The 24,259-nt window shown below is 60.9% G+C and carries 17 protein-coding genes, 2 pseudogenes and 1 other annotated feature; of the genes and pseudogenes, 7 read left to right on the top strand and 12 right to left on the bottom strand.

All coding sequences use genetic code 11. From position 1 onward, the window contains the following. Window positions 1–297: 297 nt before the first annotated feature. Window positions 298–1,467 (bottom strand): annotated as a pseudogene (locus FHS02_RS03415) (IS3 family transposase); the annotation flags it as partial. Beyond that, window positions 1,124–1,240 (bottom strand) — a sequence feature (AL1L pseudoknot). Its footprint overlaps the pseudogene before it by 117 nt. Window positions 1,468–2,231: 764 nt before the next feature. Here FHS02_RS03415 and FHS02_RS03410 point away from each other — a divergent pair. The 5 genes from FHS02_RS03410 to FHS02_RS03390 all read left to right on the top strand — a co-directional run bounded on the left by FHS02_RS03410 (window position 2,232) and on the right by FHS02_RS03390 (window position 8,730). Then, window positions 2,232–4,127: a hypothetical protein gene (locus tag FHS02_RS03410; RefSeq protein WP_183444244.1), complete on the top strand. Its 1,896-nt coding sequence runs from the start codon at window positions 2,232–2,234 to the stop codon at window positions 4,125–4,127. Continuing rightward, window positions 4,124–6,151, top strand: a complete 2,028-nt coding sequence (locus FHS02_RS03405; RefSeq protein WP_221403764.1) for a hypothetical protein — start codon at window positions 4,124–4,126, stop codon at window positions 6,149–6,151. The genes FHS02_RS03410 and FHS02_RS03405 overlap by 4 nt, the downstream gene beginning before the upstream one ends. A 4-nt stretch (window positions 6,152–6,155) precedes the next feature. Further along, entirely contained in the window at window positions 6,156–6,665 is a 510-nt protein-coding gene (locus tag FHS02_RS03400) for a hypothetical protein (protein ID WP_137312803.1), read from the top strand. Between the two features lie 4 nt (window positions 6,666–6,669). Continuing rightward, a complete protein-coding gene (locus FHS02_RS03395) occupies window positions 6,670–7,827 on the top strand; it encodes a tyrosine-type recombinase/integrase (RefSeq protein WP_137312802.1) in 1,158 nt (385 codons plus the stop codon). A gap of 675 nt (window positions 7,828–8,502) precedes the next feature. Next, window positions 8,503–8,730 (top strand): hypothetical protein, encoded by a 228-nt coding sequence (locus FHS02_RS03390; protein ID WP_137312801.1) that lies wholly within the window; start codon window positions 8,503–8,505, stop codon window positions 8,728–8,730. A 498-nt stretch (window positions 8,731–9,228) separates the two neighbouring features. Here the strand turns inward: FHS02_RS03390 and FHS02_RS03385 are convergent, their stop codons facing one another. The 11 genes and pseudogenes from FHS02_RS03385 to wrbA all read right to left on the bottom strand — a co-directional run bounded on the left by FHS02_RS03385 (window position 9,229) and on the right by wrbA (window position 22,093). After that, complete coding sequence (locus FHS02_RS03385) at window positions 9,229–10,200, bottom strand: thymidylate synthase (protein ID WP_137312800.1); 972 nt, start codon at window positions 10,198–10,200, stop codon at window positions 9,229–9,231. Between the two features lie 211 nt (window positions 10,201–10,411). Continuing rightward, window positions 10,412–11,002, bottom strand: a pseudogene (locus FHS02_RS03380) (thymidylate synthase); the annotation flags it as partial. Window positions 11,003–11,033: 31 nt separating this feature from the next. Next, window positions 11,034–12,551 (bottom strand): DEAD/DEAH box helicase, encoded by a 1,518-nt coding sequence (locus FHS02_RS03375; protein ID WP_137312799.1) that lies wholly within the window; start codon window positions 12,549–12,551, stop codon window positions 11,034–11,036. Next, window positions 12,548–13,678, bottom strand: coding sequence for a threonine aldolase family protein (locus FHS02_RS03370; RefSeq protein ID WP_137312798.1), 1,131 nt, complete (start codon window positions 13,676–13,678; stop codon window positions 12,548–12,550). The genes FHS02_RS03375 and FHS02_RS03370 overlap by 4 nt, the downstream gene beginning before the upstream one ends. After that, on the bottom strand, window positions 13,671–15,518 hold the full coding sequence (locus FHS02_RS03365) for an ABC transporter transmembrane domain-containing protein (protein ID WP_137312797.1): 1,848 nt from the start codon (window positions 15,516–15,518) through the stop codon (window positions 13,671–13,673). Before FHS02_RS03365 ends, FHS02_RS03370 begins: the two co-directional genes overlap by 8 nt. Window positions 15,519–15,534: 16 nt before the next feature. Beyond that, the gene (locus FHS02_RS03360; protein WP_137312796.1) at window positions 15,535–16,626 is read right to left on the bottom strand and encodes a lipocalin-like domain-containing protein; all 1,092 of its coding nucleotides are present in this window, start codon (window positions 16,624–16,626) and stop codon (window positions 15,535–15,537) included. Then, window positions 16,623–19,178 (bottom strand): FtsX-like permease family protein, encoded by a 2,556-nt coding sequence (locus tag FHS02_RS03355; protein WP_137312795.1) that lies wholly within the window; start codon window positions 19,176–19,178, stop codon window positions 16,623–16,625. The genes FHS02_RS03360 and FHS02_RS03355 overlap by 4 nt, the downstream gene beginning before the upstream one ends. Before the next feature lie 29 nt (window positions 19,179–19,207). Then, window positions 19,208–19,645, bottom strand: a complete 438-nt coding sequence (locus FHS02_RS03350) for a DUF4124 domain-containing protein (protein WP_137312794.1) — start codon at window positions 19,643–19,645, stop codon at window positions 19,208–19,210. After that, window positions 19,642–21,048, bottom strand: coding sequence for an FAD-binding oxidoreductase (locus FHS02_RS03345; protein ID WP_137312793.1), 1,407 nt, complete (start codon window positions 21,046–21,048; stop codon window positions 19,642–19,644). The genes FHS02_RS03350 and FHS02_RS03345 overlap by 4 nt, the downstream gene beginning before the upstream one ends. Window positions 21,049–21,077: 29 nt before the next feature. After that, window positions 21,078–21,485, bottom strand: a complete 408-nt coding sequence (locus FHS02_RS03340) for a DUF2069 domain-containing protein (RefSeq protein ID WP_137312792.1) — start codon at window positions 21,483–21,485, stop codon at window positions 21,078–21,080. Then, window positions 21,485–22,093, bottom strand: coding sequence for an NAD(P)H:quinone oxidoreductase (gene wrbA, locus FHS02_RS03335; RefSeq protein ID WP_137312791.1), 609 nt, complete (start codon window positions 22,091–22,093; stop codon window positions 21,485–21,487). Before wrbA ends, FHS02_RS03340 begins: the two co-directional genes overlap by 1 nt. Before the next feature lie 81 nt (window positions 22,094–22,174). Between wrbA and FHS02_RS03330 the strand changes: the two genes are divergently transcribed. Beyond that, complete coding sequence (locus FHS02_RS03330; RefSeq protein ID WP_229422532.1) at window positions 22,175–23,533, top strand: YihY family inner membrane protein; 1,359 nt, start codon at window positions 22,175–22,177, stop codon at window positions 23,531–23,533. A gap of 120 nt (window positions 23,534–23,653) precedes the next feature. Next, window positions 23,654–24,109, top strand: a complete 456-nt coding sequence (locus FHS02_RS03325) for a CBS domain-containing protein (RefSeq protein WP_137312790.1) — start codon at window positions 23,654–23,656, stop codon at window positions 24,107–24,109. Window positions 24,110–24,259 lie beyond the last annotated feature (150 nt).

The raw sequence follows: 24,259 nt of genomic DNA, 5'->3' as shown, positions 1-24,259 counted from the left end.
ATCATCCCGAACGGCCTCAGTCAGGACAAGACGGCTTAGCCCCATCAGCAATCCGGGCCGATTTGAATGAATAACACACGTGGCACGACCTGTAATTGCACAAGCCTTTAATGCAGGAATTGAGTGACATAGCGCCGGGCGTTACTGGGCTTCCCGCGATTTGACGGACACTTCCTCTAGGCGCTTTTTAAATTTTCAAATTGTACTGGACTGATGTAGCCCAACGTTGGATGCCTGCGTCCTGGGTTGTAGAACTGAATCGCCACGGCTTTCGTGGAGGCCGGTTGGTGTGAGCCAGGCCGCGATGGCTTGACCGCTCAGTTGCTTGTAATAGTTTGCCTCAGCTTCCGCTGGCGGAATATAGCCGAGTGGTCCGAGCAGGCGGTGATGGTTAAACCAGGACATCCATTCAAGCGTAGCCAGTCCGACCGCTTCGCGCGTCTTCCAAGGAGCACGGCGGTGGATCAGCTCGGCCTTGTAAAGCACGTTGATGGTCTCGGCCAGGGCATTATCGTAGCTGTCGCCCCTACTGCCCACAGATAGCTCGATGCCGGCTTCTGCGACTCGCTCGCTGTACTTTATCGATACGTATTCGAGCCCCTGTCGCTATGGTGGACCAGGGAGTCGTTGCGCTCTGGCTGGCGCGCATACAGGGCCTGTTCCAGCACATCGAGCACAAAATCGGTTCGCATCGAGCTGCTTACGCGCCAGCCGACGATACGCCGGGCGAAGACGTCGATGACGAAAGCGACATAGACGAAGCCCTGCCAAATCGACACATAGGTGAAATCGCTGACCCATAGCTGGTTTGGTCGCTGTGCCTTGAATTGGCGATTGACGCGATCGAGTGGGCATGGCGCCGTGGCGTCGGCTACTGTCGTGCGCATGACCTTGCCACGCACCACACCGCGCAATCCGGCCTTAAGCATCAAGCGCTCCACCGTGCAGCGAGCCACATCGGTTCCTTCACGCCGCAACTGATGCCAGACCTTATCGACGCCGTACACCTGCAGATTGCCTGCCATACCCGCTCGATTTCCATGCTCAGGACGTCGTCACGCTGGGCCTGTGCGCAGCGCAAGGCCGGATTACGTTGCTGTGCTGCGTATCGCCAGTAGCCGGACGGCGCAATCTGCATCACCTTACAGATCGACTCGACGCCGTAGGCGTGGCGGTATTGATCGATAAATGCCCTCACGGCTTGAAGCGGCGGTCGAGCTCCGCCTGGGCGAAAAATGCACTCGCCAGACGCAGGATGTCGTTCGTCTTGCGCAGCTCACGGTTTTCTTGCTCCAGGGTCTTTATGCGCTCTTCTTCAGCAGTGGTCGGGCCAGGGCGCTGTCCGGTATCGCGTTCCTACTGCCGTACCCAGCGCCGTAGCGTCTCCGGCGTGCAGCCAATCTTGGCCGCGATGGATTCAATCGCAGCCCACTGCGAGCTGTACTCACTGGCTGCCTCGCCAACCATGCGCACGGCGCGCTCGATGACCTAAGGGGAATATTTGGGTTGCTTCTTCATAGCTCCATTCTCTCAAACAATGGAGTCTCTAGGAAACCTGGGCGATTCAGTACGATTCCGTGTCGCTGTATCTGCGAGTGCTTGCACATGGAGTAGATGAGTACCCCACTCTAGTGTTCAGACTCGCGCGCCATCCACATTCGACGGTAGCAAAACTACAACGGAAAATTACTTGTAGGTTTCAGCACACGGTAACCTGCCACGAAATCGAAAAATATAATGTTTGCGTTTGGCGCAAGAAATAGCAGTCTGATGAAAAATATTTTCTTTATTTGCATAGCTGCTGAGAGTAGCAAATTTATCAAATAAATTCAACGAGTATGCTATTTTTCTGGAGCCTTGTAATTTCATGTGCGGTGGTGATAGGATAAAAATGAAAGCGCCAGTGGCAGGCAGACGTTGCCTAACAGCGCAACTGAAATTTACGAACCATATGTCGCTGGCGATTTCCCAAGCCGGGTGTCTCATCGTAAGTGAATATCATCGTCTGAAAGTGGCGCAAGGGAACCAGTGATCAGTAGGTATTATATCTCCGGCCCATATCTTGTCTTTGCGGCAGATGGGTTGAAAATGAAAAGGAGCTTGCCATAGCTAATGTAAGTGATCATATTGTCTCCCATGGTCAGAGAATTTACGAAATACCGAAACTTAGAAGGGTATTTAACTTCTCATTTTTACTGTCGACCTTCACCGAGGAATTTTCAGAAAAACTCATGCTTGAATTGTGTTCACATTTCGCAAAGTTCGCCCGATCGACGGCAGTGGCACGGTACCGCTTGTTTAAGGATTTTTCAGAATTTGTTGCGGAAGCCATGGTGATACAACAGGCACCTCTGTTGGGATATGACGTGTTTGTGCGTGTAGATGAGATTAATGAGTATCTCCTGAATTGGGTGGAGAGCGAAAGGAATAAATATTGTGAAAGAGCAACCACACTGGCGGACCGTTTCAACTGCCTCCGACCTACACTAGTCGCGCTAGAAAGCGCTGCAATTTTGCCAAGGTTGGCAGCGTTCAAAATGCATCGAAACTACCATTTCGGCGCAAGCAAGCGGCCTTCCCTTGTCGAGATGGTACGTGCTACCGCTCCCGCAAATCATATCGATGAGATGGTACAAAGTATCATAAAGCTCGACGCAACTTTACCTGAAGAGGAAGTTCATCGGCTAGTATCTACTTTAGTAAGCGAAACTGGCATTGATAGCACAGCGGGTATTGATGTGCTAGCCAGTAGTATGCATCGCGTAACATGTAAAATTCTCGACGCAATTCGCTCTATTGCCTGTCGCAAATTCTTGAAATGGGAGTCTGTGTATAGGGATGGGGCGCAATTACTCAAGCATGTGGATGGACCATACGTGCGTGAGCTTTATGAGCGGTATAGAGTATTCTGCAGGGCCGGTGATGTGGACAATCTCCGGCATTTACGAGACAAGCTCTTCCCAGCGACTGCGGTAGCGTTGGCGACGGCAAACTTTCTATATATCACCGTGAACTATTACAATGGAAAGATTCCGACAACGAAATCCTGGATAGGGGGTCTGATGGAGCACCGCCATCTCATGGCTCTCCTGGGGGGGAGAACTAAATTATCCGCAATGATTACCGCGCATCCAGATGCTGTTGCTGCGGCGATTCTAATCTACATGGTGGATACTGGGGCGAATGTCAGTGTAGCGCTAAGCTTAACGGTCGATTCGGAACAGCCAACCGACCACAAGGATTTCGTACGCTTTGAATCGCAAAAGGCCAGAGCTGGATACAGCGAAATTGTCAAGGAATTGCCAGTTAATGATGCGAAGCATGATCTGTCTTCTGTGAAGGTGCTACGAAATATACGCGAGATGACTCATCATGCGAGAGCAGGGATCGAACACGCGCAGGGTCAGCTTTTTGTATTTGCTTATTTCGAAGAACCAAGCATCGCTAGTCAAGGATTCGTTGCTAAACGTTTGCGCTATTTTCTGCGAGATGAAGGACTGAGGAACCTAGGATCACGTCCTAGTGCGATCCGGGTTTCATTTCTTCTGAAACATACTATTGAGGGGGATGGCAATATTGCTGTGACTCAGGCGCTAGCAGATCACTCGTCAGGGGGTACAACGGAGACATACGCATTGCGCTGGCCTGTAAGGGCAAAATACGTGAAATTGATTCGCCACTTTCAAGACAACATGGCCCAGCAAGTGTTTTCGGCACCTGAGTCTCCGGAATCGAGCTTCGGTAGAGTCGGCATCGAGGCCGTCGTCAGTGCCCGAACCGGCGTAGGCGTGAACTGTATAGATCCGAAGGCAGGATATATGGATCGCGAACGGGTGGGTCGTGATTGTGCTCAAGTGGGCCAGTGTTGGAGGTGTGAGGGGCACATCGTGGTTGTCGACTTATTGAATCTAACTGATGCAATTATTGTCAACGCTACCTTAAAGAGTAAAGCTACCGAAATGGAAGCCAACAATGCTCTTAAGTGGGAAGAATATTACCTCCCTCTACTGGCATTCACAGATGTGTTGATAGAGAAAGCTGGCCGGAGCAAATTTTCGTCGCTCCTTCGAAAGGCTCGTGATCTTGCAAGTCGCCAAATGCAGGCAGGTACTATATTTTCTTTGTGAATATGGCCAAAGTAGATTCTACTTACGAAAGTTCCTCTTCTCTCTTGCCTACTCACCGTCGCGAATGGTTGAGCGAAGCCCTCGATGATCAGTGGGTCGTACGGGGCGACCACGATGAATATGCGACGATTCTATTTAACGAGGTAATGCCAGACGGCTACGCGCTAAATCATCCGCGGCATACATTACTGCTGAAAACAACTCAGTCATTAATTGTCGCATCGCGAGAAGGGCCGTTTGCCTTCACCCAGTCGCCAAAGGTGTTGGCGCGTGTTGCTCGATCAATTATCGGATTTGGCGCATGGTGCAACATGGAAAATATCGAACGATTTGAGAACGTTACCCCGGATGATATCGCGCGATTTGTTTCGTTGGCCGCAACGGGATATGAGCGCACGATGCAGACGGTTAGGAGGATCCAAGATGCCACGGATGCCTTGAGGTCCGCGGTGGGAGTTCCCGTCCCGTTGGCGCTAGCTCTACAGCATGCCGGCATCCCTTCCAACTTGCGGTCAAAGATTCCACGGGCCTTGGAAGCATATTACCATATGAATTATCCCTTGGCTTTGGAGACGGTAAGTGCTCGCACCGAAACGAAACAAACTCTCACTAAAGGAACTCTATACCAGAAATTCTTTCCTCTAGATATGCTATGGCAATGTCGCAAGAGCATATCGTCTGCGCTCGTCTTCGAGCCATTTCCAGCCGGCGTCTGGTCCGTCGCAGAAAGTCTAGGGAAGGACAATGGGCACACAAAGACTATGCCAGTTAACGTCTGTTTTCACATTCTGGCTGCTGCAGTAAATTGGGTGACGTTGGGTAATGCATTACTTCGGTTGATGCACGAGACAAGCAGGGATCCGTCGAAAGCGGAAGAAGCATGTCTGCAGTTTAGCAAGAGGCATGCAAATGAGCTCTGCGGTGTTAGCTTAAGCACTAGGAAGTTGGGATCGCCATATATAGTTCACCCTAAAACTGCCTGCATTACCTATTTGCCTACGGCTGTGTATATAATAATCGCCGCTTTCACGGCGCGAAGAGATATTGAAATATCTAAACTGAGCGCTGGTTCCGTGACCGGAAATTCTGAAAGTGGATGGTGGCTGAAGAGCTATATTGCCAAGACGCTTAGGCGCGATGACTTTACTCCATGCCCAGAAATTGTCAAAGCTGCAGTTTGCTTGATGGAAAAAATCGGGCGCGAGGTGCGTCAAGAGCATGCGATTTCATTACTTTTTGTGGTTCCAGGCGACGCTAATAACTGCAGCTATCGACGTTGTGCGATAGATATCAATCTATTTGCGCGGCTCGTACAGACGCCAAAAGTGATGATTGAAGAGATCTTAACCGATTGGAAGTTCTCTCCTCATCAGTTCAGACGCGCGTTCGCAGTTCTTTTTGTTTGGCGCTTCGAGTATGCCAATATTGGCGCCCTGAGTTACCAATTGCGTCATTTTAATATTGATATGACGCTCAATTACGTGCGTGATGCTGAGTTGTCGTCGCTGATAGGCGAAGAGTATCACAAGCTAACGCTTGAGAAAATGCGGTCATACGCTAACGGTCCAGAAAAACCATGCGGGATTTTTGGTAATGTTCTGAAGAAATTTATCCAGCGTTTTCGAAACACTATTAGTATGACTGACGAGGCTGGTCTAGAGCGAAAACTGGTTGAATTCGTTGAGCAAAGAAAACTACGCTTGCGAGCGACCCCTTGGGGATATTGTGGTGCTAGTGGCACACCCTCTAATCTCCGGCGCGCCGCGTGCCAAAGTGTAATCAACCCTAGTCGCGGCATAACGTTGGACGGCGTCCCAGACTCGACGGGCTCGGATGAGTATTTATGCGCACGTTGTCATTTCCATGTGACTGATTCGACTCGAGAAGACCATTGGGTTGCTAAACAAAAGTCGATGGAACAGGCTGCAAGGAATGCATACACTTCAGAACTGCTTCGTAGAGCTCAGATGGAGCGAAGTCGTGTGATCCGCATTTTCATTCAAAAAAATTTCAATAAGGAGTGATCTAGTGAAGGGTTCAAACACTCAGCGCAGGGAAGAACTGAGGCAAAAAATCCTTCGAAAGCTGGAAATACTTGAGGGATACAATGTCGACGGCATTCCAGATTTTTTTGCGGTGCCGAAAAGTATCACTCAATTCCGACTTTGGGATGACCCTATCGCAAACGTGCATATGATCAGTAGCCCAAACTCGCTTGACCGTAAGCATAGCCCGCACAACCTTGAGTTGATCGAACGTGTCATTTCAGTGATCGGGAAACTTCAACGTCACCCTGCTGGCCGTAGAAAGGTCTCGAGGTCGAAGAAGGCCGAGAATTATGCAACCGAAAATACGACCTTAAAAAAAGCATTGGCGAAGATGGGGGCGACATTGCACGAACTGAGAAATGATATTGCAGTTTTGAAAGTTGATCTTGCAACTGCCAGGTCTCAGGTTGCTAGGCTCCAAGGTCAGATTTCGTCAGCAAAGGCGGCATCTGAGCCAAATTTTCGAAATTCTCTTCGAGTTGTGGAGTGATAATATGCCTGTCCAGTTATGTTGGAGCGCGCAATGTTTTATTAACGGAGCTTATTATTCCAGGATCCCATACCTTCTAAGTCATGACTTCAGTATTATTGAGGCTGCTACTGACTGGTTTCGTGAATTGGCTACCAAGTGTAAGCTATCCGGAAATACTTGCGGGCAGTACGCTTACACACTGACAGCGTTTTTCGACTATTTGGATAAGCAAAAGATTGAATGGCATAGTGTTACTGATTTTATATTGGAGCGGTGGCGCGGATATTTGACTGAAAACGCACCACCAGTAACTAATAAGACCTGGAACCGTTCTTTAGGAGTGGTGTTGGCATTTTTTAATTGGGCCCAAGATCACGGACATATCCGAAATCATATCGGGGAAGGAAAAAATGGAGTTCTTCCCCCGATTTGTATTTTGATTTCGAAGGTGCGAGGGCGAACTATAATAACTTCAAAGCTCGGTCTACGCGGCTCCACGCAGTTTCGCCCAATCCCCACAGATACGGAGATGGAGGACGCGTATGCTGAACTATCGAACATCAGACCTGATCTAGCGGCACGGAATGTTCTATTGCTGAGATGGGCTGAGGCAGGCTTACGTCGTGATGAGTTCCGTTGCATGAGTATTACTGACTTGCCTAGTCATACACAAATCGCGACTGCTGAAAGGGAAAATAGGCTTTGTACAATGGATGTAATAGGTAAGGGAAATAGGAAGCGAAATATTGTCGTAGACCCCGAACTAATTTTAGCGACACGCGAGTACATAGAGGTTGAGCGAGCAGATGTCGTCGCCAGAGCGCATAATGTTGTTCCTGAGATGGCAGTTTTTATATCCCATACCCGCGGCCTTCGCTTGAGTGGTTCATTTATAAGCCATCTGCTTTCGGCATCCTTCAAGAATTCGGATCGTTTCGCAAAATTGACCGGGCACCGAGCAAGAGGCCGCTATCTGACTAAATTGTGTGAAGCATATATTGACGAGCACATGCACGTGTACGGTACCTTAGACGGGCTTCACGCCGATACTATTCTCTTTCGTGTTGCTGAGCAAGCTGGACATAGAGATATTCGTTCGCTTCGCTACTATCTGCGCTTAGGATTGAGACGGGCACATCAGAGATTGTCGCATCGGCCTGAAAGGGTAGTTTTTGGTTGATTAATGCTTTGCGGGGTTTTGGGATTAAGTTTGTTAAATAACTTACACGGTGGCAAGCACTTCAATTTTCCGGGCTTCAGTTTGATACGCCCGTACGCACGATGGTGTCACACGCTGCGAGGTTCGGGCAATGGGTCATTTGCCGACAAGAGCGTTCTACGGAACGGGCGAGCTATTTTGCTTCAAAGAATTCACGCGCCTCCAGCCACTCGAGGGTTGTTTGTTTGATAACTGCAAGCTAACTGTTGCTCTCAGACCCATTCTGTTGGTACAAATCCTGTCAATATCGGGTACAGCGGAAGCTACGGACTCATCTGTGGCGGCGCCAATTAACGACCCGTTTAGAACGTTGGTCAATTTCGAGTCTTCGCCCTGCGCCTCACTATCCGGGAGGTGGACCATGTCCCATTTGCGCTGATGATCGAAGCCCAACAGGCGGCCGATTATTCCTCCTTCCGTAGCCGGTATCGATATCCGACACCGTTTTACGTTGTGGCTGTCAGTCCCAATCTGTGTGACGAACTTACCCGGCCGTTGCAAATTTTTACGAGGGATCTAGAACGCATGCCTCTTGGCTCGCCGCGACCGAAACTAAACCGGTCGTCATGGAATCGACCGGCGTGTACCGGGCCGCGGCCATCAAAGCACTCAAGTCTCACGGGCTGGAGGTCATCGATGCGAATGCCCGCGAAGCACGTGCTGTCCTTGGTCGAAAACATCGATGTCTCTAATGCTCAGTGGCTGCAGCGATTGCATGCCTGCAGACTGCTGCGGCCGAGTTTTCGCCCTAACCGTGATATCGCAGAGCTGCGTGCTTATCGTCGTGCACGCGAGAAGTATACTGACTATGCCGCTGCGCAAATTCAGCACGTGCAGAAGGCGCTGGCCTTCATGAACATTTAGCTCAATCACGTCATTGCCACGATCACCCGCGTCACCGGCATGATCAACCGTGCCATTGTTGCCGGTTAACGCGATCCTGATACGTTGGCGGCGAGACGCGATTTTCGGTGCAAGGAATGCCTGGAGACCATTTGAGTGCACTGGTCGGTTATTACCGGCCCAAGCATGTCCTTCGCGCTCAAGCAGCCACTCGATCTCTACGAGTTCTACCAGCAAAGCATCGACGATTGCGAAGAGGCCACTTGGCAGACACTGACATGTGCGCTTGAATTACAAGGCCAAGTAGACGCCGGGCGCGGTCGTCCGTAGGATAAATTTAGGAAACGTGCTTGCGTCGCATCGTATAACTGATGCCTACCACGCCGGCCTTCTATAACCGTCGAGAACGCACTGCTGGGATGATTCCGCCGCTCTTGGCCGTGAGTAATACTCAACCGAGTGTGCAGTAGTTTTCTATTTGCATTATTTATTAAAGCTTGCGCTATGTCACTGGTACGATTATACAGCCATTGGAGCCGTGATATGAGGATGATGCAAGTAGTCGTCAAGTATAAAGTCGTTTGGCTCGATCGTGTCCAGCCATTCTGGCTCATAAACGCCCGTAACGGAATATTCCGGGATTCGCTCAGATATTCGTAATGTCGGACTGGCAAACGGTTGCCTATTTAGCTGCTCGGTAAGCATGTCCATATGGTTCTCATAAATATGAGCATCACCGATGAAGTACGTAAACCATCTCGGCGTGTAGCCTGTCAACCTTCCAATCAGATGCAATAACGCTGCAGCTTCAGCCAAGTTGAAAGGAGCCCCTAGGCCAATATCATTGCTCCTGATGTATAGGCAGAGGGAGATTTCCTTCGTCGCCGGGTTCGGAAGAAGCTGATATAAGAGGTGGCATGGTGGGAGCGCAAAAGAATCCAAATCCGCACAGTTCCAACCATGGAATAAAATTCTTCGGCTGGACGGATTTGTCATAATCGTATTCAGGCAGTCTTTGAGCTGATCAATCGCCTTATAGAGGAGCACTTTGGAAATTCCATCGTCAACGACCGGCGAGATAATTCTGAATCCTCGGCTTTGCGCGTCTTCAATTTGGTCGGAATGCCGAGCATCGATCAGTTTGTAAGCAGGCCATTGTCGCCACTGCACGCCGTAAATAGGGCCGAGATCATCCTCGCCGAGGCGATATGGATTCGAGAGCCATTCGGAATTTTCATTTGCGTTCTGATCCCATACTTTGCAGCCAAGGGAACGGAAGTCTGCGGCGCTACGGTAGGCTCTTAGGAAGCCACACAGTTCAGCTATTACGGACTTGAACGCCAGACGTTTTGTAGTGACTGCCGGAAACCCTTCGCGAAGATCAAAACGCATCATCGCGCCAGGAATGCTGATGGTGCGGACGCCGGTGCGGTTGTCCTGCCAGGCGCCGGTTTCGATTATTTGGCGGACCAAATCCAAGTATTGATTCATTGAGCTGCTCTTGAATGATTAAAGTACAAATTCCGAACTCACGGCGCCGCAATGCCGAGCCACACCCGGATCGTGCGGTATCCCTACGTATCGACGTTACCTAAGCTGTACGGGCCCTACGTGACTAGTCTCAGCCGATAACGTTATCCGCTTGATTTTTCCTTGGATTCCATAGCTGGCGCGGGCGCGCGCCGCGCCGATAACGACCGGACTGCACATACAGCAGGCAGGCGGGCAGGGCGACCTGGTCCAGCACGGCCGGGTTCCAGCCGTGGAACAGGATGCGGCGGCTGCCGGGATTGTTGACGATCGTGTCGAGGCACTCGCGCAACTGGTCGATGGCCTTGTAGAGCAGCACCTTTTCGACGCCGTCTTCGATGACGGGGGCGACTTCGGTAAACCCGTTGCGGCGGGCATCGTCGCGCTGCGCCGTGTTCGCGGCGTCGACCAGCTTGTAGCCTGGCCACTGGCGCCACTGCACGCCGTAGACGGGGCCGAGATCGTCGACGCCTTCGCGGTAGGGATTGGCCAGCCACTGGGCGTTTTCATTGGCGTTCTGGTCCCATACCTTGCAGCCCAGCGCGCGGAAGTCCGCCGCGCTGCGCGAGGCGCGCAGGAAGGCGCACAGTTCGCCGACCACGGACTTGAACGCCAGCCGCTTCGTCGTCACCGCCGGGAAGCCCTGCGCCAGATCGAAGCGCATCATCGCGCCCGGCACCGACAAGGTGCGGATGCCCGTGCGGTTGTCCTGCCAGGTACCCTGGGCGAGGACGGTTTCGATCAGTTGCTGGTACTGCTGCATGCGATTCTCCGGCTGAAAACTGGCAATTTTATCAGGTACGCTTTTTGGCCGTGGCACTGGCAGGCTTGCCGCCACTCCTGCCACCGGTCTTGGCCGCAGACTTCGCTGCCGCCTTGGCGACCGCCTTTGCGCCGCGGCCCGCTGCGACCACGACCGCGCCTTGCGGGATGCGCGTGGCCGGCTTCGTGCGCGGCGAGACCGGCTGGGCCGGCGTCGCCGGAGCGAATCCACCGGCAGGGCGGGGCGAGCGCGTTGGGGTCCTCGGCCCGGCCGCGGGCTTCACGGCAGGCTTCGCAGCAGGATTCGCAGCAGGCTTCGCACCAGGCTTCGCAGCTGGATTCGCAGAGGGCTTTGCGACCGGCTTGCGCCCCGCGGGCTGCGCCGATTTCGGCGGCGTTCCGGTCGACGGCACGCGATGATCGGCTTCGAATCCGGGCACTTCCTCGCGCGGCAGCACCTGTTTGATCAGCGTTTCGATGGCCTTGAGCAGGTCCACTTCGTCGGCGCCCACCAGCGAGATCGCCTCGCCCGTGGCGCCGGCGCGGCCGGTGCGGCCGATCCGGTGCACGTAGTCTTCCGCCACGGTGGGCAGGTCGTGGTTGACCACTAGCGGCAGGCCGGCGATATCGAGGCCGCGCGCGGCGACGTCCGTTGCGACCAGCACGTCCACGTCGTGCGCCTTGAAGCGGGCCAGCGCGCGCAGGCGCGCAGGCTGCGGCTTGTCGCCATGAATTGCGTCGGCGCGCACGCCTTGCTGCTGGAGCAGGCCGACCAGCTGGTCGACGCCCTTGCGCGTCTTGGCGAACACCAGTACCTGGCTCCAGCCGCGCTCGCGCAGCAGGTGCAGGAACAGTTCCGGTTTCGACTTCTTGTCGGTGGTGATGACCAGCTGGCGCACGGTCCGCGCCGCGGCGTTGGCGGGGCTGGCCTGCACGGACAAGGGGTCGCGCAGCAGGCGGCCGGCCAGTGCGCGGATCGTGTCGGGGAACGTGGCCGAGAACAGCAGCGTCTGGCGTTCGGGCGGCAGGGCGGCAAACACGGCATCGAGGTCGGCGGCAAAGCCGAGGTCGAGCATGCGGTCCGCCTCGTCCAGCACCAGCGTCTGCAGTTGTGCGAAGGTGAGGGCGCCCTGGCGCTGCAGGTCGAGCAGGCGGCCGGGCGTGGCCACCAGCACGTCGAGCCCCTTTTTCAGCTTGCCGATTTGCGGTTCGATCGGCACCCCGCCGTAGGCCACGCCGAAGCGCAGCGGCACGTGCGCACCGTACTTGCGGAAGCTGTTGAATACCTGCTCGGCCAGTTCTCGCGTCGGCGCCAGCACCAGGCAGCGCACGCCGAGCGGACCGACGGCACCTTCCAGCGTCAGCCGGTTCAGCAGCGGCAGCGCGAAGCCCGCCGTCTTGCCGGTGCCGGTCTGCGCGGCGGCCATCAGGTCGCGGCCCGCCAGCACGGCGGGAATCGCCTGCTTCTGCACCGGCGTGGGCTCGTCGTAGCCCAGGTCGTCGAGGGCGCGCAGCAGCGGATCGATCAGCTTCAGCGAACGGAAGCTCATTGCGTTGCCTCCTTCAAAGCGGCGTGCCAGATGGCCAGCGCGGCATGCACCTGGTCGTCGGGCAGGTCCAGCAGCTGGTCGCCGACATACCATTCCGTGTAGCTGCTGCCTTCGAGCTGCGCGTGGTGCGCGGCATTGTGCAGCCAGATGCGGTGTTCGCGGGCGATGTCGTTGCGGATGGCGATGGCGCGGTCGCGCTCCACCGGCAGGTGCAGGTGGAAGATGTTGGCGTGCGGGCGGGCCGGATTGACCCGCAGCAGCGGGTAGCCGCGCAATGCTTCGTACAGCCACTGCGTGCGCCGGTAGAGTGCCGGCATGGCGGCCAGCCGCGCATCGATCTGCATCGCCGCGGCGACCACATACGGCGTACGGTGGATGATGCTGCCGCCCTGGCGGCGATACCATTCCTGCGCCCGCGCGACAAAGCCGGCGCTGCCCGCCAGCAGCGCGCCACCGAGGCCGCCGATCCCTTTGTAGAGCGACACATAGACGGAGTCGAAGCCGGCGGCAATCTCCGCAGGCGACTTCCCGAACGCGGCAGCGGCTTCCCACAGCCGGGCGCCGTCCATGTGCAGGTGGGTGCCGCGTTCGGCGCACCAGGCCTTGATCGCTGCCAGTTCCTCCCACGCGGGCGACATGCCGCCGATCTCGCGGGCCGGCAGTTCCATCGACACGGCGCCCAGGTGGTCGGGAATCGCCGCCAGGTCGTCCACGGTGAATGGCCGATGCGGGCTGCCCACCTGCAGCGCATGGAAATGATCCAGCAACTGGTGGTTGCCCCGTTCGTGTTTCAGGATGTGCGCGGTGGTGTGCAAGGCCACCAGCCGGCTGCCGCGGTCGGCGCAGGCCAGCCGCAGCGCGGTGGCCTGCGCCATCGTGCCGGTGATGCAGAACACGGCCGCTTCCTTGCCCAGCAGCGCGGCAACCTTGCGCTCCAGGGCCCCGATCAGTTCGCCGTCTCCATAAACGTCGTGGGCGATGCCGTTTTCCTCGCACCAGGCGGCCATCGCGGCAAAGGCCTGCGCGGGCGTTTGCTGGCGGTGGCCGGGCAGCACGGTGCCGCATTGCTGGCGCAGCGCGGATTCGTCGACGACTGGATCGGTTGCCGCTTGCACTGGATTATTCATGAGGATGCTCGACTTGGACATTGTGGAATTGCAGCGCCGCCAGGTTGGCATAGATGCCGCCCAGCGCCACCAGCGATGCGTGCGTGCCGGTTTCGACGATGCGGCCGTCTTCCATCACGATGATGCGGTCGGCGCGCTGCACGGTGGCCAGGCGGTGGGCGATGATGACGGTGGTGCGGCCGACCATCGCCGCTTCCAGCGCCGACTGCACCAGGCGCTCGGATTCGGCATCGAGCGCGCTGGTGGCTTCGTCGAGCAGCAGCAGCGGGGGATTCTTCAGCAGCGCGCGGGCGATCGCGATGCGCTGGCGCTGGCCACCGGAGAGGCGCACGCCGCGCTCGCCGAGGAACGACTGATAGCCGTTCGGCAGCCGCTCGATGAATTCATGGGCGGCCGCCAGTTTCGCGGCGCGGATCACTTCCTCGTCCGTCGCACTGGCGCGGCCGTAGCGGATGTTCTCCATCGCATCGGTCGAGAAGATCACCGTATCCTGCGGCACGATGCCGATCGCGCCGCGCAGGTCGTGCAGCGCCAGGTGGCGGATGTCCACGCCGTCGAGGCGGATGGCGCCCTGCTGCGGATCGTAGTAACGCAGGAACAGCTGGAACAGCGTCGTTTTGCCGGCGCCGGAAGGGCCGACGATGGCCACTGTTTCGCCGGGCCGGATGTCGAGGTTCAGGTGGCCCAGCGCCGCGGCGTCAAGGCGCGACGGATACGAGAACGTCACGTCCACCAGCGTCAGCGCGGCACCGTTGGCGGCCCGCGGCGGCAGCGCCAGCGGCTGCGCCGGTTCGCGGATCGCCGATTCGGTGGCCAGCAGTTCGAGCAGGCGCTCGGTGGCGCCGGCCGCGCGCTGCGCCTCGCCCATCACTTCCGACAGTGCGCCGACGGCGCCTGCCACGATCGATGCATACAGGATGAACTGGCCCAGTTCGCCGCCCGACATCGTGCCGGATAATACCGCGTGCGCGCCCAGCCACAGCACGAACACGATGGTGCCGAAGACCAGCACGATCGCCAGCATCGTCAGCAGTGCGCGGGCGCGGATGCGGCGCATCGCCGTGCCGAACGCGCCTTCGACCGCGCTGCCAAAGCGCCGCGTTTCGATTTCCTCGTGCGTGAACGCCTGCACGGTGGGCATCGCATTCAGGATCTCGCCGGCCACCGCCGAGGCGTCGGCGATGCGGTCCTGCGAATCGCGCGACAGCTTGCGCACGCGCCGGCCGAACATCACGATCGGCAGCACCGTGAGGATCAGCAGCGCGATGATGATGCCGGTCAGTTTCGGACTCGTCACGAACAGCATGACGAGGCCGCCCAGGAACAGCAGCGCATTGCGCAAGGCCATCGAGATGCTGGTGCCGACGACTGCCTGGATCAGCGTGGTGTCCGTCGTGATGCGCGACAGTACCTCACCGGTCTGGGTGGTTTCGAAAAACGCCGGGCTTTGCCGCACCACGTGGCGGTAGACCGCGCTGCGGATATCGGCCACCACGCGTTCGCCGAGCCAGGAGACGGTGTAGAAGCGCGCCGCCGTCGCCAGCGCGAGCACCGTGGCGACGGCAAACAGCGCGAGGAATACGGCGTTCACGTGCTCGGCGCTGTTCACCCCGGCCCTGGCGCCGAAGCCCAGGTCGATCATCTGCTTGAACGCGTACGGGATCGCCAGCGTGGCGCCGGCCGCGACGACGAGCGCGACGCCGGCCATCGCGAAGCGTGAGCGGTACGGTCGCAGGAACGGCAGCAGGCCGCGCAGTGCGGCGAGGCTGCCTTTCTTCAGTTCCCGGGAGTCGCGGGGTGGGCGGGGGGAGGGGGCGCTGCTGGTGGTGCTGTTGCTCATGCTATCACGGTAGTTTTTATAGTTTCATCGGCCGGACATAGCCGGTCAGCTCGAGGTAGGCATGGCCGACCTGCCGGCCGTCTCGCCTCACGGTCACTGCGCCTTCCCAGTACACGGCGCCGGTCGAGCGGCGCGAATCGAGTTCCTGGTCGGGCTGCAGCGGGTCGAGCTGCCAGCTGGTGCCGCCGGTCCGGATCGTGACGGCCACCGGGTAGTCGGCGCCCGTGCGGGGCGAACGCCAGCGCGTGCGCGGCGTGAACGACACGTCGTCCGGACCGAAATGCGTGATCTTACCGGATGCGTCGCGCCACGTCGCGTGGGCCCATAGTGTAGCATCGCCGCCCTTGTCCGTTTTGGCGCGGATGCGGAAGGCCATCAGCGCGCCGCCGTCGTCGAGGTTGGCGCCGACCCAGTCCCAGCCGGCCGCACCGGGATCGAGCACCTGGCTGGACCATTCATGGTCGAGCCACGTCGTGCCCGTGACGGCGCTGCGCTTGCCGTCGGCGCCGACGATGGTGCCGGACGTCTTCAGGTGCGGCTTGCTGTAGTAATAGCTGGCCTGTTCGGGCCGCGGGCCTTTTTGCGAGTAGCCGCCGCGGCCCTGCAGCAGCACCGGCTGCGTGGGTTCGAGCACCAGCTCCAGCGCGAAGCCGGCGGCGGGAATGGTCATCCGGTAGCGGCCGTCGGCGCCGCGCGTCATGCGCCAGTCGTCCAGCCTGACGTCGGTATCGGCCTCGCTGGCGAAGGCCAGGCCGAAGCCGGCGCGGGCGCTGCGCTCGTCGTGCAGCAGCTTGCCCTGTGCCGGGTCGGACAGCGCGGCATGGCCGATGATCAGCTGCTTCGGCGCGAATTTGCTGGGATTGGCATCGTCGGTATCCGTGCGGCTGCGGAAAAAGGTGACCTGGTAGCCGACCTGTTTGCCGGCGGCCGTCGTCAGCCAGCCGGTCGCGTACCACCACTCGGTGCGGAATGCGGGATGTGAGCCGAAGTCGCGCGGGAAAGCCAGTTGCCGGCCGGCTTCCAGCGGCACCACCGGCGCGAATACCGGCGGCGCCGCCAGCAGCGGAGCGCTCAGCGCCAGCAGCAGGATCAATAGAATCCGGATCACCAGTCCTCCCGTACGGCGCGGATCGGGCCGCCAGACAGCGCCTGCCGGCCCGCGCCCAGTGCCGTCAGCATGCTCGCCACCAGCAGCGCGGCGGCCACGGTGCCCAGCAGCGGCCACGGATAATGCATCTGCATGGTCCAGTGGAACGACTGCGGATTGACGACGTGCACCAGGATCAGGCTGATCGCCCAGCCCAGCACGAAGCCGGTGGCGATGCCCAGGCCGGTGAGCGCGCCGCCTTCGAATGCCAGGATGCCGAGGATCTGGCCGCGCGTGACGCCGATGTGGCGCAGCATGCCGAATTCGCGGGCGCGCGCCAGCGTCTGCGCCGAAAACGTGGCGGCGACGCCGAACAGGCCGATGACGATGGCGATCGCTTCCAGCAGGTACGTCACGGCGAAACTGCGGTCGAAGATGCGCAGCGACAGGGCGCGGATCGCCGATGGCGCCTCGATGTCCAGCGTGGCGCCGAACGGCAGCCGCTTCAGCGCTTCGGTCGCATCGGCGGCGCTGGCGCCCCGGTCGAGCCACAGCGCGGCATCGCTGGCATCGGCGTCGCCGGTCAGCCGGATGTAGTCGGCCCGTTCGATCATCGCCGCGCCCGACACGCGCGCATAGTCGCGCCAGATGCCGGCCACGAAGAACGGCACGGCAGTCCCGGCCAGCGGCAGCGGCAGCGTGTCGCCCGGACGGATGCGGTACAGGTCGGCCATCGCTTCCGAGACCCAGGCGCGCGGCAGGGCGCGATTCGCCTGCCTCACCTGGTCGCCGACCAGCACCATCGATTTCTCCGGCTGCGCCGGGTCGATGTCGCGCGCCAGCAGTGCCACGTTGGGACGGTCCGGCGCCAGCGACACGGAGCGCAGGCGCAGAAATTCGGCGCGCGCGATGCCGGGCGCGGCGCGGATGGCTTGCTGCTCGCGCGGCGTCAGGCCGGCCGTGCCGCCCGCGCTGGCGATGCGCGCGTACAGGTCGGCCGGCAGGACCTGCAGGATCCAGTTGTCGACCGAGACGCGGAAGCTGGCGACCATGATCGCCATCGCCACCATCAGCGAGAAGCTCGACAGCACGCCGCCCAGCGCGATGCCGGCCTGGCCGGAAGCATTGGCCAGGCGCGCCAGTGTCAGCGTGGGAACCGCCGGGATGGCCGTGCGCTGCTGCATGGCCGCCGTCCACCGTGCATGGGCGAAGCGGAACGTGGCGGCCGCAATGCGCGGCATCAGCGCGATGCCGCCGACCAGCAGCAGCGCGATCGACAGGTAGCCGAATACGGGCAGGCCCGCCACCGGCGGCAGCAGGGACAGTACGCCGGCCACGGCCAGGCAGGCGATGGCCGGCCATGGGCGGGCCAGGCGGGCCAGCGCGACTTCGTCGGCACCGGATTTCAGCGCGATGGCCGGGGCCGCGCGCGCCGCTTCCCATGCCGGTGCCGCGCAGCCGAGCAGCGCGACGCCCACGCCCAGCGCGAAATACACGACAGCGGCGATCGGCGTGAACTGGACATCGGGCTGCACGCCGGCAAAATAGCCGGCGCCCAGGTCGCCGCCGAAGAAGCGCAGCGCCAGCGCGGCGATCGCGTAGCCGCCGGCGATGCCGAGCAGCGCGCCGGCCACGCCCAGCGCGGCGCCTTCGACAAGCACTTGCCGCAACAGGTGGCGCCGTTCGAAACCCAGCACGCGCAGCAGCGCGAACTGGCTGCGGCGGCGCATCACCGACAGCGCCTGGGTGGAAAACACCAGGAAGGCCCCCGTAAACAGCGCCACCAGGGCCAGCACGCTGAGGTTGACGCGGTAGGCGCGGCTCATGTTGCTGGTGCGGCTTTCCTGGTCCGTGTCGTTCGGCTGGCCGACCCGGAAGCGGCCCGGGAAGTCGCGCGCCAGTTCGCGCGCCAGCGCGGCCTGGAAGGCATTGCGGTCGACGCCGTCGCGCAGTTTCAGGTCGACCCGCGACAGCTTGCCGAGGCGGCCGAAGCGCCACTGGGCCGCGCCGATGTCCATCACCGCCAGCCGCTGGCCGACGCGCGCGCGCTGCAGCGAACCCGCGACGCGCAATCCGATGGTCTCGGTGCCGGTCATGAAAGCGATGCGGTCGCCGGCCTTTGCCGCCAGCCACTGCTGCGCGGCGGGCGACAGGAACAGCGCATCGCTGCCCAGCGTGTCGCCGGCCACGCCGCTGGCCGGCGCGCCGATCAGGTCGGGCGCGATATAGCCGACGCGGAAGACGTCGAGGCCCAGCACTTTCAGGGGTTCCTTGCCTCCCGGCAGGGAGGCATTGACTTCCAGCACGGGCGAAGCCACCACGACCTCCGGCCGCTGCGCCAGCCTGGCGTAGATGTCCTCGTCGAACAGCGGTTCGGTGCCTGCCACCTGCACGTCGGCCTGGCCGGACAGGCTTTGCACGGCGGCGGAGAATTCGTTGAACGCGGCGGCGTTGATCAGGTGGATCGCGAAACCCAGCGCCACGCCGACGGTGATGGCGGCGATGGCGGTGACGGCGCGCACCGGGTGGGCGCGCCATTCGCCCAGCAGCAGCCAGCGCATCAGGGTGCGCATGGCTTGCGAACGGGCGGTCCCGGCCGGCGTCACTGGCATGCGGCGGCGTGGCGTTCGGCGGCGCGCCGGGCCTTCAGCCGGGCGGCATCGATGGCGCGGTGGCTGGCGCGGCGCACGTCGTCCTCGGCCCATTTGTGGGCCAGTTCCAGCTTGCTGCACCGGTCGCGGTGCTGCGCGGCGCGGCGGTCGTGCAGGACGTCGGCGCGATCCTGCTGCGCTTCGCGTGCCAGCCGTTCCTTTTGCAGCTGGGCGGATTGCTTTTGCAGCTGTTTCAGTGGCGCGGGCTCCCGCCGTGCCGCCGGTGCGCCGGGCGGCGGCACCACGGTTTGCGTGCCCCGTGCGCATGGCGCTTCGCTGTACGCGACCTTGTCGCCGTCCTCGCACTTGTACATTTGCGCGCTGGCGGGCAGGCCGGCAGCCAGCATGCCCGACATTGCAATCGCCAGCACGGGCAGCAGCGGCTTCACAGGATCTTCCCCGGGTTCATGATGTTCAGCGGATCGAGCGCCGCCTTGATGGCACGCATCAGGTTCAGTTCCACGGGCGATTTGTAGCGCGCCAGTTCGTCCCGCTTCAGCGCGCCGATGCCATGCTCGGCCGAGATCGAGCCGCCGAACGCGACGACTGCATCGTGGACCACGCGGTTCACGGCTTCCTGGTTCACCAGGAATGCTTCATTGTCGACGCCGGGTGGCGGCGCCACGTTGAAGTGCAGGTTGCCGTCGCCCAGGTGGCCGAAGCAGACCAGCCGGCAACCGGGAAACGCCTGCTGCAACTGCGGCTCGGTGCGCGCGATGAACTCGGCGATCGACGACACCGGCAGCGAGATGTCGTGCTTGATGTTCTTGCCGTCGGCCGCCTGGGCCAGCGGGATGTGCTCGCGCAGCTGCCACAGGCCGCGCGATTGCGCGACCGACGTGGCGACCACCGCGTCGAGCACGATGCCGGCGTCGAACGCCGCGCCGGTGGCCGATTCCAGCAGTTGCACGGCGTGATCCGCCGATTCGCTGCTGGAGATTTCCAGCAGCGCATACTGCGGATAGGTCGCGGGGAATGGCCGGGGCAGTGCCGGGAAATGACGTGCCACCAGGTCGAGGCACAGGGCCGACATCAGTTCGAACCCCGTCAGGCTGGCGCCGGCGCGGTCCTGCAGCAGCGACTGCAGCCGCAGCGCGTATTCGGGCGACGGCAGGGCGGCAAGCGCGGTGATCGACGCCTTCGGTGCCGGGTACAGCTTCATCACGGCGCCGGTGATGATGCCCAGCGTGCCTTCGGCGCCGATGTACAGGTCGCGCAGGTCGTAGCCGGTATTGTCCTTGCGCAGGCCGCGCAGGCCGGACCAGATGTCGCCGGCGGGCGTGACGACTTCCAGGCCGAGGCACAGCTCGCGGGTGTTCCCGTAGCGGAGTACGCCGGTGCCGCCGGCGTTGGTGGACAGGTTGCCGCCGATCGTGCAGCTGCCTTCGGCCGCCAGCGACAGCGGGAACAGGCAATCCGCGGCGGCCGCGGCTTCTTGCACGTGCTGGAGGATGACGCCGGCATCGACGGTGACGGTGCGGTTGACGGGATCGAGCGCGCGGATCGTGGCGAGGCGCGCCAGCGACAGCACCACGGCGCTGCCGCTGGCGTCGGGCACGCTGCCCAGCACCAGGCCCGTATTGCCGCCCTGCGGCACGATGGGCACGCGCTCGTCGGCGCACAGGCGCACCAGCCGCGCCACTTCGTCGACGGAGCCGGGACGCAGCACGGCGCGCGCACTGCCGGTGAAACGGCCGCGCCAGTCGCGCAGGAATGGCGCCATGCCGGCCGGCGTGTCGAGCACGAAATCGGCGCCGGCGATGGCGCGGCAGCGGTCCAGGAATGCCGTCATGATCGGTAGCGCTCGATGGGTGGACGTGCTTACTGGTGGCCGTTGCGGCTGCGGGCGACCTTGTCCAGCAACTCGCGCGCCGCCTTCTTGGCGGCGCGCTTGTACGGGTGCACGTACAGCAGCGCGCAGCAGAAGAACACGAACACCAGCGCCGCCTCGGTCCAGCCCAGCCAGCGCATGGTCTGGTCGCTGTAGCCGCGCACGACGCCTTCGGCCAGGTAGGCAAGGATCATCATCGACGACCATTGCAAGGTATACAGGTCGCGTTTCAATACGCCGATCAGCGGGAACAGCAGCGGCACGGCCTTCAGCGCCAGCCAGGAGCCGCCGGGCTTGAGCGGCGCCAGCACGGTTTCCCACAGCAGGCACAAGGCGATCAGCGCGGCCACGCTGGCCAGCGCCCCCCACCACAATACCTTCTGGCGCGCGCCGTACATTACCGGCCCCGCAGTTTGACGGCCGTTTCGGCCAGCCGTTTGCCGAGCGCCACGGCGAGGCGCTTTTCCTCGTCGGTGACGGGCTTGCGGCCATCGACGCCGGCCCAGTGGCTGGCGCCATACGGCGTGCCGCCGGACGACGTGGTCATCAGGTCGGGATGCGTGTACGGCAGGCCGATGACCATCAGGCCGTGGTGTAGCAGCGGGATCATCATCGAAAGCAAGGTCGATTCCTGGCCGCCGTGCAGGCTGCCGGTGGAAGTGAACACGCAGGCGGGCTTGCCGGCCAGGCTGCCGGCCAGCCACTGGCTCGACGTGCCGTCCCAGAAGTATTTCATGCTGGACGCCATGTTGCCGAAGCGGGTCGGCGAACCGACGGCGATGCCGGCGCACTCATCGAGGTCGGCCAGCTCGACGTAGGGCGCGCCGTCGACCGGCACTTCCGGCTCGGTGGCCTCGGTGACGGTGGACACCGCCGGCACCGTGCGCAGCCGTGCATCGCAGCCGGGCACGCTTTCGATGCCCTGGGCGATCAGCTCGGCCAGGCGGCGCGTGGCGCCATGCCGGGAATAGAACAAAACTAGGATAATCAGGTTGGGCGCGTTCATCGTTGGTATTATAGAACGCTTTACCGGGTGAACAGGGACACGAACCATTTGAAGCAACGTATCAGGAGCCTATACCATTTTGTGGCCAGTCGCTGCGGCGACGGCGTCGCCGAGCTGCGCTCGCTGTCCTGGGCCGAGGTGCGCGACCTGGGCCTGTTCGCACGCCGCCGGCTGCGCGAAGAGAGCCTGCCGCAAGTCGCCGGCGGCCTTACCTTCACCACCGTGTTCGCGCTGGTGCCGGTGCTGACGATCGCGCTGGCCGTGTTCACCACCTTCCCGATGTTCGCCACCTTCCGCACCGCGCTGGAAGCATATTTCATCCAGAGCGTGATGCCGAAGGCGATCTCGGAAACCATCCTGTCGTACCTGACCACGTTCGCGTCGCAGGCCACGCGGCTGTCGGCGGTGGGCGCGGTGACGCTGGTGGTCACGTCGGCGGCGATGATGGGCATGATCGAGCGCGTGTTCAACCGCATCTGGGGCGTGAAGGCCGAGCGCCGCTGGACGCGCCGGCTGCTGGTCTACTGGGCCCTGATCACGCTGGGTCCGCTGCTGGTGGGCATCTCGATCTCGCTGTCGACGGACTTTTTCTCGGCCACTTCCAGCCTGGTCGGCAACGTCGCCGGCGCGCTGGCCTATTCGGTGCTGTCGCTGGGCCTGACGACGGCCGGCTTCACGTTCCTGTACATGGCGGTGCCGAACAAGGTCGTCGACTGGCGCGATGCGCTGGCCGGCGGCGTGCTGGCCGGGCTGGCCTTCGAACTGGCCAAGCGCGGCTTTGCCGTGTTCATCACGCAGTTCCCCACCTATTCGAAGATCTATGGCGCGCTGGCGGCACTGCCGCTGTTCCTGCTGTGGGTCTACCTGTCGTGGCTGATCACTTTGCTGGGCGCGCTGCTGGCGGCGGCGCTGCCGGTCATCAAGTACGAGCGCTGGTGGTACGAGCCGGTGCCGGGCGGCGCCTTCGTCGACGCGCTGGCCGTGCTGAAGGTGCTGCATGGCGCCAGCCGCTACGGCGATACGGCGCTGGTGTCGTCGGCGGCGCTGCGGACGCGCACGCGGCTGGGCTTCGACGAGCTCGACACCTTGCTGGAACGGATGCAGGACAAGGGCTGGGTGGGCCGGGTGCGGGTCGAGCCGGCGCCGCGCGTGCAGTTCGGCAAGCATGTCGCGCATACGGGCGATCACTGGGTGCTGCTGGCCAATCCCGACACGCTGACGCTGGCCGAAGTCTACCGGCTGTTCGTGTTCGGCGGCATACCCGTGAATGCCGGCGTGGCGAACGAGTCGGACGACCCGCGCGACGTGGCGGCACGGCGCGATGCGGCCCGGCTGGCACGCAATGTCGAGGATGCCGTGGAAGCCGGGCTCGGCTTGACCCTGGCCGACCATTTCGGCCCCGCCGTGGGCCGCGACGATGCGCCGGCCGCCGGCAACTAGCGCCCGATCGGCCGCCATGGGCACTATTCCCGTGCCAGGCTGGATTTTTTCACTGGCATACGCTACATTGCGCCAGAAGGCATAGAATGAAAATCACCCATCACGGACAGGACGGCCACCATGAAAGTATCAGAAATCCTCCAAGTCAAGGGCAACATCCTCTACACGATCACGCCGGACCAGCCGCTGGTGGAGGCTGCCACCACCATGGCCGAGAAGGACATCGGTTCGCTCGTCGTGATGGAGTATGGTGACCTGGTGGGCATGCTGACGTTCCGCGAAGTGCTGAAGGCGCTGCATGCCAACGAGGGCTCGGTGGGCGGCGGCACCGTACGCAAGCATATGGATGACCATCCGATCACCGTGACGCCCGATACCGAGGTCAATGAAGTGCGCCGCATCATGCTGGAGAAGCACGCGCGCTACCTGCCCGTGATGAACGCCAAGACCTTGCTGGGCGTGATCTCGTTCTACGACGTGGCGCGCGCCGTGCTCGAAGCGCAGAGTTTCGAGAACCGCATGCTGAAGGCCTACATCCGCGACTGGCCGGCCGAGCAGGACGAGACAGCGAACTGATCCGCGACGAGCTGATCCTCGATGAGCTGATCCTCGACCAGCTGATCCGTTCGCCGCTTGCTACCCGAAACGCTGCCTCGGCAGCGTTTTTTGTTGCCTGGAAAATGGGGTACGTCCCCATTTTCCAGGCAACGTTTCCAGTTGATATGC

The sequence above is a fragment of the Pseudoduganella umbonata genome, assembly GCF_014192225.1.
Classification (GTDB): Bacteria; Pseudomonadota; Gammaproteobacteria; order Burkholderiales; family Burkholderiaceae_D; genus Rugamonas; species Rugamonas umbonata.
The sequence above is the reverse complement of the archived record's forward strand: the minus strand, read 5'-3'. Positions and strand labels throughout refer to the sequence as shown.

Excerpts from the sequence above, each read along its gene's own strand:
- FHS02_RS03325 (WP_137312790.1), top strand. The coding sequence starts at position 23,654 with ATGAAAGTATCAGAAATCCTCCAAGTCAAGGGCAACATCCTCTACACG.
- wrbA (WP_137312791.1), bottom strand. The coding sequence starts at position 22,093 with ATGAACGCGCCCAACCTGATTATCCTAGTTTTGTTCTATTCCCGGCAT.
- FHS02_RS03365 (WP_137312797.1), bottom strand. The coding sequence starts at position 15,518 with ATGAGCAACAGCACCACCAGCAGCGCCCCCTCCCCCCGCCCACCCCGC.
- FHS02_RS03355 (WP_137312795.1), bottom strand. The coding sequence starts at position 19,178 with ATGCGCACCCTGATGCGCTGGCTGCTGCTGGGCGAATGGCGCGCCCAC.
- FHS02_RS03370 (WP_137312798.1), bottom strand. The coding sequence starts at position 13,678 with ATGAATAATCCAGTGCAAGCGGCAACCGATCCAGTCGTCGACGAATCC.
- FHS02_RS03395 (WP_137312802.1), top strand. The coding sequence starts at position 6,670 with ATGCCTGTCCAGTTATGTTGGAGCGCGCAATGTTTTATTAACGGAGCT.
- FHS02_RS03345 (WP_137312793.1), bottom strand. The coding sequence starts at position 21,048 with ATGACGGCATTCCTGGACCGCTGCCGCGCCATCGCCGGCGCCGATTTC.
- FHS02_RS03390 (WP_137312801.1), top strand. The coding sequence starts at position 8,503 with ATGCGAATGCCCGCGAAGCACGTGCTGTCCTTGGTCGAAAACATCGAT.
- FHS02_RS03375 (WP_137312799.1), bottom strand. The coding sequence starts at position 12,551 with ATGAGCTTCCGTTCGCTGAAGCTGATCGATCCGCTGCTGCGCGCCCTC.
- FHS02_RS03410 (WP_183444244.1), top strand. The coding sequence starts at position 2,232 with ATGCTTGAATTGTGTTCACATTTCGCAAAGTTCGCCCGATCGACGGCA.
- FHS02_RS03385 (WP_137312800.1), bottom strand. The coding sequence starts at position 10,200 with ATGAATCAATACTTGGATTTGGTCCGCCAAATAATCGAAACCGGCGCC.
- FHS02_RS03340 (WP_137312792.1), bottom strand. The coding sequence starts at position 21,485 with ATGTACGGCGCGCGCCAGAAGGTATTGTGGTGGGGGGCGCTGGCCAGC.